Origin of the sequence: Mesorhizobium sp. B3-2-1 (assembly GCF_006439515.1) — a bacterium.
In the GTDB taxonomy this organism is placed as follows: Bacteria; Pseudomonadota; Alphaproteobacteria; order Rhizobiales; family Rhizobiaceae; genus Mesorhizobium.
In genome coordinates this window covers 89,461-102,741 of sequence record NZ_VFTI01000002.1, presented here as the reverse complement: position 1 = coordinate 102,741, position 13,281 = coordinate 89,461, and the positions used below count along the sequence as shown (strand labels likewise).

Sequence of the window (13,281 nt, the reverse complement as noted above, 5' to 3'; positions counted from 1 at the left end):
TATCTGAAGAGCCGGCGGCAACCACCGGCAGCGAAGGATCATGTCGGGAGGACAAGATGAACAATGATGATTTCCGGCACTGGTCGCAACGCGCCGCCGATTGGGGCGCCGACTATCGCAACAATTTGCGTGAGCAGCCTGTGCGGCCGCTGGTCGAGCCGGGCGACATTTTCAGGAGCATCGAGGCATCGCCGCCCGAAGAGGCGGAACCGATGGACAGGATTTTCGCCGACTTTGAAGCCAAGATCGTGCCAGGGATGACCCATTGGCAGCACCCGCGCTTCTTCGCCTATTTCCCGGCAAACGCGGCGCCCGTCTCGGTGGTGGCGGAGTATCTGGTGTCGGCGATGGCCGCGCAATGCATGCTTTGGCAGACGTCACCGGCGGCGACCGAGCTTGAAACGCGCACCGTCGACTGGATGCGCCAGGCGCTCGGCCTGCCGGTAGGCTTTTCCGGCGTCATCCAGGATTCGGCCTCCTCGGCGACACTGAACGCCGTGCTGACGATGCGCGAGCGGGCGCTCGATTGGCAAGGCAACAAAAAGGGCCTGGTTGGACAGTCGAGGTTGCGGATCTATTCTTCCGACCAGGTGCATACATCGATCGACCGGGCGATCTGGGTGTCAGGCATCGGTGAGGACAATCTGGTGCGCATTCCGGTCGCCGGCCGTTTTCGCGCCATGGACACGGCGGCCCTGGAAGCAGCCATCATCGCCGACCGGAAAGCCGGCATGCTGCCGGCCGGCATTATCGCCTGCGTCGGCGGCACCAGCACCGGCGGCACGGACGATATTGCAGCGGTCGCGGAGATTGCCCGGCGGCACGGGCTCTACCTGCATGTCGATGCCGCCTGGGCCGGGTCGGCGATGATCTGTCCGGAGTTCCGGCATTTCTGGATCGGTGTCGAAGGCGCGGACTCGATCGTCTTCAATCCGCACAAATGGCTCGGCGCGCAGTTCGATTGCTCGATCCAGTTCCTGCGTGACCCCTTGAGCCATATCAGGACGCTGGCCATCAAGCCCGACTATCTCAAGACGCACGGCCATGACGGCATCATCAACTTCTCAGAATGGTCGGTGCCGCTCGGCCGGCGCTTCCGCGCGCTGAAGCTTTGGTTTCTGCTGCGTGCCCATGGACTGGAAAATCTGCGAACCATGATCCGCAACCATGTCACCTGGAGCGAAGGCCTTGCCACGCGTCTGGCAAGGGAGCCGGATTTCGAGATTGTCAGCGAGCCGATGCTGTCGCTGTTTTCGTTCCGGCACAAGGCTGCCTCGGGCGCCGATGCCGACGAGCACAATCTGCGGCTGGTCAACATGATCAACGACGATGGCCGCATCTACCTGACGCAAACGAAAGTCGATGGCAGGGTGGCGATCCGCTTCCAGGTCGGCCAGTTCGATACGACGGCGGAGGATGTCGATACTGCTTTCGCCGTCATTACCGAAATTGCGCGTGCCACGGCCTGAAAAGGCTGGATCAAGGTCGCGCGGAGGTTCATCCGTACAATCATCGGATTTCATTAGCCGGCTTATGCCTTTTCAACGGTTTCGTTTTCGATTATAAGCAAGAAAAACGAAAACGGGAGCTTGTCTGATGTACCTGTCGCCGCGCCATGCCGAGATCATCCAGATGGCCAAGGACAATGGCCGCGTGCTGGTCGATGACCTGGCCACGCATTTCAACGTGACGCCGCAGACCATACGCAAGGACCTCAATGATCTGTGCGACCAACGGCTGCTTTCGCGCATTCATGGCGGCGCCTTGTTCCCGTCTGGTATCGAGAACATGGAGTATGAAGCCAGGCGCAAGATCGCGGCGGACGAGAAGGAAGCGATCGGCCGCGCGGCGGCCAGGTTGATCCCCGACAACGCCTCGCTGTTCATCAACATCGGCACCACGACGGAAGCGGTCAGCAAGGCATTGCTCGATCATGACGGCCTGATGGTCATCACCAATAACATTAACGTTGCCAACAGGATGCGCATCTATCCCTCGATCGAGGTGGTGATTGCAGGGGGCGTGGTGCGCGGCTCGGACGGGGGTGTCGTCGGCGAGGCGGCAGTCGATTTCATCAGGCAGTTCAAAGTCGATTATGCTGTTATCGGCGCCTCTGCCATCGATCATGATGGCGCCTTGCTCGACTTCGATTTTCGAGAGGTGAAGGTAGCGCAGGCGATCATCGCCAATGCCAGGCACGTCATCCTTGTATCCGACCAGACCAAATTCGAGCGTACGGCGCCGGTGCGCATTGGTCACCTGTCGCAGGTCAACACCTTCATCACCGATCGCTGCGATATCGCGTCGGTGCGCAAAATCTGCCAGGAGGCCGAGGTTCAACTGATCGAGACATCGCTTGGCTAGGCATTTCGCCGTCCTCTCACAGGCTCGTGATATTTCGTTTGACATTCGTTATGAGTTCGAAATAATTCCGCCACGGTTTCGCAAAAGACCCAAAATGGTGCAATGCGAAATCGTGGAGGAATTAAGTGGACACATCCTCAGTCAGGGACATTTTCGTCATAGGTGGCGGCATCAACGGCTGCGGCATCGCCCGTGATGCCGTTGGGCGCGGGTTTTCGGTCTTTCTTGCCGAGATGAACGATCTCGCCAGCGGAACCTCGTCCGGCTCGACCAAGCTGATCCATGGCGGGCTGCGCTATCTCGAATTCTACGAATTCCGCCTGGTGCGCGAAGCGCTCATGGAGCGCGAGGTTCTGTGGAAGAACGCGCCGCACATCATCTGGCCCATGCGCTTCGTGCTGCCCTATGCCAAGGGCCTGCGCCCCGCCTGGCTGATCCGGCTTGGCCTATTCCTTTACGACCACATTGGCGGGCGCAAATTGCTGCCGGCGGCCAGGACGCTCGACATGACAAGCGACCCGGCAGGCAAGCCTTTGAAACCACTGTTCAAGAAGGCTTTCGAATATTCCGACGGCTGGGTCAACGATGCGCGGCTGGTGGCGCTGAATGCACGTGACGCCGCTGACCGGGGCGCAACAATCCGGACCCGCACGAAAGTGGTCGGAGCCCGCCGCGAAGGCGGCATCTGGACGATAAAGATCGAGAACCTGCAGACCGGCGAGACCGAAGAGGTCAAGGCAAGGTTGCTGGTCAATGCGGCGGGTCCTTGGGTCGACCACGTGCTGTCCGGCGTTGTCGGCCTCAATGACGTGCACAATGTCCGCCTCGTGCAGGGCAGCCACATCGTCATCGCCAAGAAGTTCGACGATCCGCGCGCCTATTTTTTCCAGAACAAGGATGGCCGCATCATCTTCGCCATTCCCTACGAGGACGAGTTCACGCTGATCGGCACCACCGATCAGGATTATCCAGGCGATCCGCACGATGTGAAGATCAGCGACACAGAGATCGATTATCTCTGCGCCGCGGCCAGCGAGTATTTCGCGGTTCCCGTCAAGCGTTCGGACATCGTCTGGACCTATTCGGCCGTGCGTCCGCTCTATGATGACGGCGCCTCCAAGGCGCAGGAAGCGACACGTGACTATGTGCTGAAGGCCGATGGCGGTGAGGGTGCCGCGCCGCTGGTCAACGCGTTTGGCGGCAAGATCACCACCTACCGCCGGCTGTCGGAATCGATGCTGGAGAAGATCGAAGGGTTTCTCGGCAAGCGCGGTAAGCCGTGGACATCAGATGCGCCGCTGCCGGGCGGCGATTTTCCGGCCACCGGTTTCGATGCGCAGGTGGCGAAGCTGAAAAGCGCCTATCCTTTCCTCGACCAGCGCTTGGCGCGCCGGCTGACCCGGCTCTACGGGACGCGTGCACAGATTTTGCTCGGCTTGGCCAAGTCGATTGCCGATCTCGGCCGCAATTTCGGTGGCGATCTCCACGAGGCCGAGGTGCGCTATCTCGTTGAAAACGAATGGGCCGTCACGGCGGAAGATGTTTTGTGGCGGCGGACCAAGCGCGGCCTGCATCTTGGCCGCGAGCAGGTCGCGGCACTCGATGAATTCATGCGCGGCATAAGCCGGCGGCATGTCGCGGCTGCCGAATGAAGGGGGCTTTGAGCTGATGCGGAAAGCCTGGGAGGAGGCGTCATGCTTGAACTGAGGAATGTCACCAAGACGGTGGGTGCGGTCGAGCACATCCGGGATGTGTCGCTGACGCTTCAGCACGGCTCGCTCAACGTTTTGCTCGGGCCCACGCTTTCCGGCAAGACCAGCCTGATGCGCCTGATGGCCGGCCTCGATGTGCCGACTTCCGGCTCGGTCTGGTTCGACGGCCAAAATGTCACCGGCACGCCGGTGCAGAAGCGCAAGATCGCCATGGTCTACCAGCAGTTCATCAACTATCCGGCGATGACCGTCTACGACAACATCGCTTCGCCGCTCAGGGTGGCCGGCGTCGAGCAGGACAAGATCGACAGCCAGGTGCGCGAAGCGGCGGCACTCCTCAAGCTGACACCCTATCTCGACCGCACCCCGCTCAGCCTCTCGGGCGGCCAGCAGCAGCGCACGGCGCTGGCGCGTGCCATCGTCAAGAATGCCAGCTTGGTGCTGCTCGACGAGCCGCTTGCCAATCTCGACTACAAGCTGCGCGAGGAATTGCGGGCCGAGCTGCCGAGGATCTTTGCCGCCGCCGGCACCATCTTCGTCTATGCCACCACCGAGCCGCACGAGGCCCTGCTGCTCGGCGGCAACACGGCAACGCTGTCGGAAGGCCGCATCACCCAGTTCGGGCCGACCATCGACGTATTCCGCAAACCGGTCGATCTGGTGACGGCCAGGACCTTCGCCGATCCTCCGCTCAACACCATCGTGCTGGCCAAGAAAGGCCCGGACTTCCTGCTCGAGGGCGGCGTCAAGCTGCCGGTGCCCTCAGAACTCGCCGGCATCACCGATACGAACTATACGATTGGCTTCCAGCCGCACCATCTTTCGCTCGACCGGCCCAATGCCTTCGCGGTGCCGGTGCGGGCAAAGGTCACCATCACCGAAATCACCGGGTCCGAAAGCTTCATCCATCTCGACTTTGCCGATGCGCGCTGGGTGATGCTGACCCACGGCATCAGGGATTTCGAGACCGATGCAGTGGTCGAGGTGTTCATCGATCCCCGTCACATCATGGTCTTCGACGAGCACGGCCGGGCCGTGACCGCGCCGAAGCTGGCGGCTTAGGAGGGACGATATGGCACGCATCGACGTCAACCATGTCAGGCATTCCTATCTGCCGAACCCGCGCACGGATGCCGATTTCGCGCTACGCGAAGTGCACCACACTTTCGAGGATGGTGGTGCCTATGCGCTGCTCGGGCCGTCCGGCTGCGGCAAGACCACGCTGCTCAACATCATTTCAGGCCTGCTTCATCCCTCGCACGGCCAGCTGCTGTTCAACGGCCGGGACGTGACTACCCTGTCAACGCAGGAGCGCAACATCGCGCAGGTGTTCCAGTTCCCGGTCATCTACGACACCATGACGGTCTACGACAATCTGGCCTTCCCGCTGCGCAACCGCGGCGTGCCGGAGGCCGACGTCGACCGCAAGGTGCGCGAGACGCTGGAGATGATCGACCTGGCCTCCTGGGCGAAGAAGAAGGCGAGGGGCCTGACCGCCGACCAGAAGCAGAAGATATCGCTCGGCCGCGGGTTGGTGCGCTCGGACGTCAACGCCATCCTGTTCGACGAACCGCTGACCGTCATCGATCCGCATATGAAATGGGTGCTGCGCTCGCAGTTGAAGCAGTTGCACCGCCGCTTCGGCTACACGATGGTCTATGTCACGCACGACCAGACCGAGGCGCTGACCTTCGCCGACCAGGTCGTGGTGATGTATGATGGCGGCATCGTGCAGATCGGCACGCCGGCGGAACTGTTCGAGCGGCCGCGTCACACTTTTGTCGGCTATTTCATCGGCTCGCCAGGCATGAATGTGGTGCCGGTGGCAATCGAAGGCAGGACGGCGACGCTCGGCTCGCAACGGATCGAATTGCCTGGAGTGCCGAAGGCCAGCGCCGGGGCCGTCGAGCTTGGTATCCGCCCGGAATATGTACGGCTCGGCCGCGACGGCATGGCCGTCTCAATCACCAAGGTCGAGGATGTCGGCCGCCACAAGGTGGTGCGCGCCAAGCTGGAGGGCCGCGACATCGCGGCGGTGATCGGCGAGGACGAGACCGTTCCGGCCGAACCGAAGGTGCGGTTCGATCCGGCCGGTATCAACATCTATGCCGATTCCTGGCGTGTCGAGATGGGGGCATAGATGGACAAGACCTGGAACAACAAGGCCTGGTTCCTGGTGCTGCCGGTGCTGGTTCTGGTGGCCTTCACCGCCGTCATTCCGTTGATGACGGTCGTCAACTATTCGGTGCAGGACACTTTCGGCAACAACGTCTTCTTCTGGGCAGGCACGGAGTGGTTCGAAGAACTGCTTTCATCAAGCCGCTTCTGGGAAGCGATGGTTCGCAACCTGATCTTTTCCTTTATCATCCTGGCGATCGAGGTACCGCTCGGCATCTTCATCGCGCTCAACATGCCGAAAAAGGGCTGGGGCGTGCCGGTGTGCCTGGTGCTGATGTCGTTGCCGCTGCTGATACCGTGGAACGTGGTCGGCACCATCTGGCAGGTGTTCGGGCGCAGCGACATCGGTCTGATGGGCTACTACCTCAACGCCATCGGCATCGACTACAATTACGTGCAGGATCCGTTCGACGCCTGGGTGACGATCGTCATCATGGACGTCTGGCACTGGACCAGTCTTGTCGTGCTGCTCTGCTACGCCGGTCTGGTCTCGATCCCAGACGCTTTCTACCAGGCGGCCAAGATCGACGGCGCGTCGCGCTGGGCAGTCTTCCGCTACATCCAATTGCCGAAGATGCAGCGCGTGCTTCTGATCGCCGTGCTGCTGCGCTTCATGGACAGCTTCATGATCTACACCGAACCCTTCGTCGTCACCGGAGGCGGTCCGGGCAATTCGACGACGTTCCTGTCGATCGACCTCGTCAAGACGGCACTCGGCCAGTTCGACCTTGGTCCGGCGGCGGCAATGTCGCTGGTCTACTTCCTCATCATCCTGTTGTTGTCGTGGGTGTTCTACACCGTGATGACCAACTACGACGCGGAGCGCTGACATGGCCCACGCCAACGAACGCACCGAGCGCAATGCAATGAACGGCACTGCCGCCACCGAAGGGATTGCCAGTTCGCTGTCACAGGGCGAACTCGACCGGCGCATGCGCCGGCGCGGCGAGGAATCGCGCTGGTGGTGGATCGTGCCAACGCTTTACATCATCGTTCTGCTGCTGCCGATCTACTGGCTCATCAACATGAGCTTCAAGACCAATGCCGAGATCGTCAACTCGCTGACGCTTTATCCGCACGCGCCCACGATTGCCAACTACGTCACCATCTTCACGCAGAAGGCCTGGTATTCCGGCTACATCAACTCGATCACCTATGTCGTCATGAACATGGTGATTTCGGTGTCGGTGGCGCTGCCGGCGGCCTACGCTTTCTCGCGATATCGTTTCCTTGGCGACAAGCATCTGTTCTTCTGGCTGCTGACCAACCGCATGGCGCCGCCGGCGGTGTTCGCGCTGCCGTTCTTCCAGCTCTATTCGGCCTTCGGCCTCATCGACACGCACATAGCCGTGGCGCTGGCGCACTGCCTGTTCAACGTGCCGCTGGCGGTGTGGATTCTGGAAGGTTTCATGTCCGGCGTGCCGAAGGAGATCGACGAGACCGCCTATATCGACGGCTATTCGTTCCCGCGCTTCTTCATCAAGATCTTCATGCCTCTGATCGCCAGCGGCATCGGCGTCGCCTGCTTCTTCTGCTTCATGTTTTCATGGGTCGAGCTGCTGATCGCCCGCACGCTGACCACGACCGACGCCAAGCCGATCGCCGCGACCATGACGCGTACGGTGTCGGCGTCGGGCATGGACTGGGGTCTGCTGGCAGCCGCCGGCGTGCTGACGCTGATCCCCGGCGCGCTCGTGATCTGGTTCGTGCGAAACTATATCGCCAAGGGCTTCGCCCTGGGGAGGGTGTGACATGAACCTCGACTTCTCGTGGATGGCATGGACCTGGCCGACGGCCGCGTTCTTCAGCGTCATCGCGGCGCTTCTGCTTGGCATGGGCGTCTGGGAATACGCCTCGCCCGGCGGCAATCCACGTATCGGCGTGCTGCGCTTCGAGACGACGCGCGGCGACCGTCTCTTCGTTTCGCTGCTTGGCAGCGCCTTCATCCATCTCGCTTGGCTGGGTCTGGTTGGACCCAACCTGTGGTGGGCTCTCGCTCTCTCCGTGGTCTACGCCGTTGGCGTGTTCCGCTACGTATAGAGGGGGATACTGATGGAGCGGCCGCCCGTAGATGGTCGCTCCAGATCGCACTTGAAACCTTTTAAAAACTCGGAGGAGACACAATGCGACGGCAAATTTTAACGTCAACGACTGCCCTTGTCCTGTTGCTCGGCGCGGGCAATGCCTATGCCGGAATGGATGATGCAAAGACCTTTCTCGACAAGGAGATAGGACCTCTTTCGACGCTCTCGCGCGCCGATCAGGAAAAGGAAATGCAGTGGTTCATCGATGCGGCCAAGCCGTTTGCCGGCATGGACATCAAGGTCGTGTCGGAAACCTTGACCACGCACCAGTATGAATCGCAGGTGCTGGCGCCTGCCTTCACCGCCATCACCGGCATCAAGGTCACGCATGACGTCATCCAGGAAGGCGACGTCGTCGAGAAGATCCAGACCCAGATGCAGACCGGCCAGAACATCTACGATGGCTGGGTCAACGATTCGGACCTGATCGGTACACACTGGCGCTACCAGCAGGTGCGAAACCTGACTGACTGGATGGCGGGCGAAGGCAAGGACGTCACCGATCCGATGCTCGATGTCGACGACTTCATTGGCACCAAGTTCACCACAGCGCCGGACAAGAAGCTCTACCAGCTTCCCGACCAGCAGTTCGCGAACCTCTACTGGTTCCGTTACGACTGGTTCAACGACGAGAAGAACAAGGCCGACTTCAAGGCGAAATACGGCTACGACCTTGGCGTGCCCGTCAACTGGTCGGCTTATGAGGACATCGCGGAATTCTTCACCGGCCGCGACGTCGGCGGCAAGAAGGTCTATGGCCACATGGACTACGGCAAGAAGGATCCGTCACTCGGCTGGCGGTTTACGGACGCCTGGCTGTCGATGGCCGGCAATGGCGACAAGGGCCTGCCAAACGGCCTGCCGGTTGACGAATGGGGCATCAAGGTGGACGAGAACTCTCGTCCGGTCGGCTCATGCGTGGCGCGCGGCGGCGACACCAACGGCCCGGCGTCGGTCTATGCGATCCAGAAATACCTCGACTGGTTGAAGGCCTATGCGCCGCCGGAGGCGCAAGGCATGACCTTCTCTGAATCAGGCCCGGTTCCGTCGCAAGGCAATGTGGCGCAGCAGATCTTCTGGTACACCGCCTTCACCGCCGACATGGTCAAGCCCGGCCTGCCGGTCATGAACGACGACGGCACGCCGAAGTGGCGCATGGCGCCGTCGCCGCACGGCTCCTACTGGAAGGACGGCATGAAGCTCGGCTACCAGGACGTCGGCTCGTGGACGCTGATGAAGTCGACGCCGACCGACCGCGCCAAGGCCGCGTGGCTCTACGCGCAGTTCGTGATCTCCAAGACCGTGGATGTGAAGAAGAGCCATGTCGGCCTGACCTTCATCCGCGACTCCACGATCCACGACAAGAGCTTCACCGAACGCGCTCCCAAGCTCGGCGGCCTGATCGAGTTCTACCGTTCGCCGGCGCGCGTACAGTGGACGCCGACCGGCACCAACGTTCCCGATTATCCGAAGCTGGCACAGCTCTGGTGGCAGAACATCGGTGACGCCTCGTCGGGCGCCAAGTCGCCGCAGGAGGCCATGAATGGCCTGTGCGCCGATCAGGAGAAGGTTCTGGAGCGCATCGAGAAGTCGGGCGTCCAGGGCGATATCGGTCCGAAGATGGCCGAAGAGCAAGACCTTGCTTACTGGAATGCGGACGCGGTCAAGAAGGGCAACCTCGCACCGCAGCTGAAGCTAGACAACGAGAAGGAAAAGCCGGTCACCATCAACTACGACGAGTTGGTCAAGAGCTGGCAGAAGTAAGACGGTCTATGCGGGCGTTCGCGCTCGTGTGAAATTGAGGGAGGCGGCGCGTTGCCGTCTCCCTTCTTTGTGTCAAGGCGGAGGATGCGGGAATGAGCGGTTTTGTGCTGGCAATCGACCAGGGAACGACATCGACGCGGGCGATCCTGTTCGACGGCCAGATGAAGGTTGTGGGCAGCGGGCAGAAGGAGTTCACCCAGCACTATCCGGCATCCGGCTGGGTCGAGCACGATCCGGAGGAAATCTGGGCAAGCGTGGTGACCACCGTGAAGGCCGCGGTGAAAAAAGCTGGCTGCAATGCGTCGGAGGTGGCTGCCATCGGTATCACCAACCAGCGCGAGACCGTCGTCATCTGGGACAAGGCGACCGGCAAGTCGATCCACAATGCCATCGTCTGGCAAGACCGCCGCACAGCACCGCTGTGCCAGAAGCTGAAGAAGCAGGGGCTGGAGAAGAAATTTACACGCAAGACAGGGCTGCTGCTCGACCCCTATTTCTCTGGCACCAAGATCGCCTGGGTGCTGGACAAGGTGAAGGGCGCGAGGAAACGCGCCGAGAAGGGCGAATTGCTCGCTGGCACCATCGACAGTTTTTTGATCTGGCGGCTGACCGGCGGCAAGGTGCACGCCACCGACGCCACCAACGCCTCACGCACATTGGTCTACAACATCGCGGAGAATGCCTGGGATGAGGAGCTTTTGGCGATTCTCAACATCCCGGCTAAAATGCTGCCGGAGGTCAAGGATTGCGCCGATGATTATGGAATCACAGAGAAAAATCTGTTTGGCGCAGAGATAAGAATCCTCGGCGTTGCCGGCGACCAGCATGCAGCGACCATCGGCCAGGCCTGTTTCGAACCGGGCATGATGAAATCCACCTACGGCACCGGCTGTTTTGCGCTGCTCAACACCGGCAGCGATCTGGTGGTTTCGAAGAACCGCCTCTTGACGACCATCGCCTACCGGCTGAACGGCAAGACCACCTATGCGCTGGAAGGCTCGATCTTCATCGCGGGTGCCGCGGTGCAATGGCTGCGCGACGGCATCAAGGTGATCGGCAAGGCCGAGCAGAGCGGCAAGCTGGCTGCCGAGGCCGATCCGACTCAGAACGTCTATCTGGTTCCGGCCTTTGTCGGGCTTGGCGCGCCGCACTGGGACGCCGAGGCGCGCGGAGCCATCTTTGGGTTGACCCGCAATTCCGGTCCGGCCGAGTTCGCCCGGGCGGCTTTGGAATCAGTCGCCTACCAGACCCGCGACCTACTCGACGCCATGCACAAGGATTGGAAGGGCGCCAAGGCAAAGACGGTGCTCCGAGTCGACGGCGGCATGGTGGCGTCGGACTGGACCATGCAGCGCCTGGCGGACATTCTCGACGCGCCGGTCGATCGGCCGACAATCCTGGAGACGACTGCGCTGGGGGCCGCTTGGCTCGCCGGCTCGAAGGCGGGCGTGTGGCCCGCAGCGAGGGAGTTCGCGAAAAGCTGGGCGCTTGAGCGACGGTTTCAGCCGGAGATGGACGCTTCCAGTCGTGCTGCGAAACTAGCGGGCTGGCGCGATGCCGTGCGCAGGACACTGAGTGCATAAGGAAAAGCCCGCGCCGTTTCTGCCGCGGGCCTTCCACTCACACTTGCAGGTCACTCATACTTACCCACGCATCAGTAAGGCGAACGGCATTCCCGGCGAGGACCATTGTTCGGTTGGAAGGTGTTATCCGAGGCGCGGTAGCTCCGATAGTGATCGTAGCACCACTGCACATGGGCATTGCCTTCATAGACGCGGTTGTTCTCGTTGACGATCGCGCCGGTGATCAGGGCGCCAGTCGCGAAGGCCGCGAGCGGGAACCAGTAGTCGCCATGACGGCGATAGCCGCGGCGATATTCACGATAGCCGCGATGGCCATTCCAATACATGTCACCGTTGCGGCTAAAGCTGCGATTGCGCGAGAAATTGCGGTGGAAGGAGCGGTTCCTTCTCCACTCTTGGTACTGCACTGTCTGTACGTCCGGCGTTGCCACCTGGGATAATGGCACGTAGGCCGGCTGGGCGTTGACTGGCACCACTTCCGCCGCGACGAATGTGGCCGAGAGGGTGGCGGCAAGCAGGCTCGTTGTGATTCTATTCATTGGTATTCTCCTCAAGGGTTTGTCGGGCGTCCCTTTGGAAAAAAACGATAGTGCGTCGGATTTGTTCCCCCATGCTGGCGGCCGCTGCCGGACTGAAATCGAAACTGTCTGGCTGCTCGCCAGAATCCGGGGAACAAGCGGGGGTCAGCGATTTAGGGTAAAGAGCGGGTTTGGAACCCATCTTTTCCGGTTGACCGGTCGCGGCACTCTCCCTATGTTCCGCGCAATTTCGAGGGCGGCCTTTTCGAGCCCGCGGGAGCGCGTAGCTCAGCCGGTAGAGCAACTGACTTTTAATCAGTAGGTCATGGGTTCGAATCCCATCGCGCTCACCACTGTCTGAGGACATGCCAGCGCTTTTGGTTTGCCCGTGAATCCGTGCGGCGCGCAACGACTGGTCAGACGCCTGGTGACAGATGCACGTCCAAAACGGCGGCTTTCTTGGCAATCAGTCCTTCCAGATCCGCGTCGGATCGCTTGGTGCCGGTCCGTTGGCGCAGCAACGAGATCACCGCGCTCATCGAAAGCTGGACGGTGCGATCGCTCAGGATAGCGTCCACCGCGCCGGCGACATCCGGGGTCTCCGTCGGTGCTCGCATGATCGGTTCCTTTCTGTTCAAGTCGGCCTCGGCGCCGTCGGCCGGTCCCCGCACGCCCCGGTCGAAGATGACCGCCAGGCCATTCTTCACGGCGAGGGCGGCGACCATGTCGTCGAGGTGGCGATCGGAGAGCGCCGGCTCCGAAGGATCGGGTTTCAGGGTTCGGCGGATCACTCGGGCGGCCTGGTCCGTCGACACAAAGCCAAAGTGCCGTTTTCTGGCCTCGACATATTGTTCGACGATCATGCTCAGACGCCGGGCTGCGATATCCCCGGGTTCCTGCATCTGGACCTCCTTCGGCTGCCTAAGCGCAAGGGTCGGCATTACTGACAGGAAATAGGGCGGCTGGTCGAATCAAACAGGGGGAACGGATCGATCATTCCACGCACCTTCCAAAGATTCAGGAACGATCCCGGCCCTGATGCATTTTGGCTCTATGACCAGCTCATTGAGGGACGCCG

The 13,281-nt window shown here is 61.1% G+C and carries 12 protein-coding genes and 1 tRNA gene; 11 read left to right on the top strand and 2 right to left on the bottom strand.

Annotation, left to right across the window (positions count from 1 at the left end; all coding sequences use genetic code 11):
- The first annotated feature begins 56 nt into the window (after positions 1–56).
- The 10 genes from FJW08_RS02315 (at position 57) to glpK (ending at position 11,685) form a co-directional block, all read left to right on the top strand.
- A complete protein-coding gene (locus FJW08_RS02315) occupies positions 57–1,469 on the top strand; it encodes an aspartate aminotransferase family protein (protein ID WP_140808527.1) in 1,413 nt (470 codons plus the stop codon).
- A 127-nt stretch (positions 1,470–1,596) separates the two neighbouring features.
- On the top strand, positions 1,597–2,364 hold the full coding sequence (locus FJW08_RS02310) for a DeoR/GlpR family DNA-binding transcription regulator (RefSeq protein ID WP_140503763.1): 768 nt from the start codon (positions 1,597–1,599) through the stop codon (positions 2,362–2,364).
- A gap of 125 nt (positions 2,365–2,489) precedes the next feature.
- On the top strand, positions 2,490–4,016 hold the full coding sequence (glpD, locus tag FJW08_RS02305) for a glycerol-3-phosphate dehydrogenase (protein WP_140808525.1): 1,527 nt from the start codon (positions 2,490–2,492) through the stop codon (positions 4,014–4,016).
- A 42-nt stretch (positions 4,017–4,058) separates the two neighbouring features.
- Positions 4,059–5,138: an ABC transporter ATP-binding protein gene (locus FJW08_RS02300; protein ID WP_140808523.1), complete on the top strand. Its 1,080-nt coding sequence runs from the start codon at positions 4,059–4,061 to the stop codon at positions 5,136–5,138.
- A gap of 10 nt (positions 5,139–5,148) precedes the next feature.
- A complete protein-coding gene (locus FJW08_RS02295) occupies positions 5,149–6,216 on the top strand; it encodes an ABC transporter ATP-binding protein (protein WP_140808521.1) in 1,068 nt (355 codons plus the stop codon).
- On the top strand, positions 6,217–7,083 hold the full coding sequence (locus tag FJW08_RS02290; RefSeq protein ID WP_140757504.1) for a sugar ABC transporter permease: 867 nt from the start codon (positions 6,217–6,219) through the stop codon (positions 7,081–7,083). It begins immediately after the preceding gene.
- Position 7,084: 1 nt separating this feature from the next.
- Positions 7,085–8,005: a carbohydrate ABC transporter permease gene (locus FJW08_RS02285; RefSeq protein WP_140757503.1), complete on the top strand. Its 921-nt coding sequence runs from the start codon at positions 7,085–7,087 to the stop codon at positions 8,003–8,005.
- Between the two features lies 1 nt (position 8,006).
- On the top strand, positions 8,007–8,294 hold the full coding sequence (locus FJW08_RS02280) for a DUF2160 domain-containing protein (RefSeq protein WP_140757502.1): 288 nt from the start codon (positions 8,007–8,009) through the stop codon (positions 8,292–8,294).
- Positions 8,295–8,377: 83 nt separating this feature from the next.
- Positions 8,378–10,102, top strand: a complete 1,725-nt coding sequence (locus FJW08_RS02275; protein ID WP_140808519.1) for an ABC transporter substrate-binding protein — start codon at positions 8,378–8,380, stop codon at positions 10,100–10,102.
- A gap of 92 nt (positions 10,103–10,194) precedes the next feature.
- Positions 10,195–11,685, top strand: coding sequence for a glycerol kinase GlpK (gene glpK, locus FJW08_RS02270; protein ID WP_140808517.1), 1,491 nt, complete (start codon positions 10,195–10,197; stop codon positions 11,683–11,685).
- Positions 11,686–11,756: 71 nt separating this feature from the next.
- On the opposite strand, the gene FJW08_RS02265 is transcribed toward glpK, so the two are convergent.
- On the bottom strand, positions 11,757–12,224 hold the full coding sequence (locus FJW08_RS02265) for a BA14K family protein (RefSeq protein WP_140808516.1): 468 nt from the start codon (positions 12,222–12,224) through the stop codon (positions 11,757–11,759).
- Positions 12,225–12,480: 256 nt separating this feature from the next.
- On the opposite strand from FJW08_RS02265, the gene FJW08_RS02260 reads away from it, so the two are divergent.
- A tRNA-Lys gene (locus FJW08_RS02260) sits at positions 12,481–12,556 on the top strand.
- 63 nt (positions 12,557–12,619) lie between these two features.
- On the opposite strand, the gene FJW08_RS02255 is transcribed toward FJW08_RS02260, so the two are convergent.
- Entirely contained in the window at positions 12,620–13,066 is a 447-nt protein-coding gene (locus FJW08_RS02255) for a hypothetical protein (RefSeq protein ID WP_246682164.1), read from the bottom strand.
- Between the last annotated feature and the right edge of the window lie 215 nt (positions 13,067–13,281).

Bases quoted from the DNA above. Each gene is read 5' to 3' on its own strand.
- FJW08_RS02315 (WP_140808527.1), top strand. From the start codon at position 57: ATGAACAATGATGATTTCCGGCACTGGTCGCAACGCGCCGCCGATTGG.
- FJW08_RS02310 (WP_140503763.1), top strand. From the start codon at position 1,597: ATGTACCTGTCGCCGCGCCATGCCGAGATCATCCAGATGGCCAAGGAC.
- FJW08_RS02300 (WP_140808523.1), top strand. From the start codon at position 4,059: ATGCTTGAACTGAGGAATGTCACCAAGACGGTGGGTGCGGTCGAGCAC.
- FJW08_RS02295 (WP_140808521.1), top strand. From the start codon at position 5,149: ATGGCACGCATCGACGTCAACCATGTCAGGCATTCCTATCTGCCGAAC.
- FJW08_RS02290 (WP_140757504.1), top strand. From the start codon at position 6,217: ATGGACAAGACCTGGAACAACAAGGCCTGGTTCCTGGTGCTGCCGGTG.
- FJW08_RS02285 (WP_140757503.1), top strand. From the start codon at position 7,085: ATGGCCCACGCCAACGAACGCACCGAGCGCAATGCAATGAACGGCACT.
- FJW08_RS02280 (WP_140757502.1), top strand. From the start codon at position 8,007: ATGAACCTCGACTTCTCGTGGATGGCATGGACCTGGCCGACGGCCGCG.
- FJW08_RS02275 (WP_140808519.1), top strand. From the start codon at position 8,378: ATGCGACGGCAAATTTTAACGTCAACGACTGCCCTTGTCCTGTTGCTC.
- glpK (WP_140808517.1), top strand. From the start codon at position 10,195: ATGAGCGGTTTTGTGCTGGCAATCGACCAGGGAACGACATCGACGCGG.
- FJW08_RS02265 (WP_140808516.1), bottom strand. From the start codon at position 12,224: ATGAATAGAATCACAACGAGCCTGCTTGCCGCCACCCTCTCGGCCACA.
- FJW08_RS02255 (WP_246682164.1), bottom strand. From the start codon at position 13,066: ATGATCGTCGAACAATATGTCGAGGCCAGAAAACGGCACTTTGGCTTT.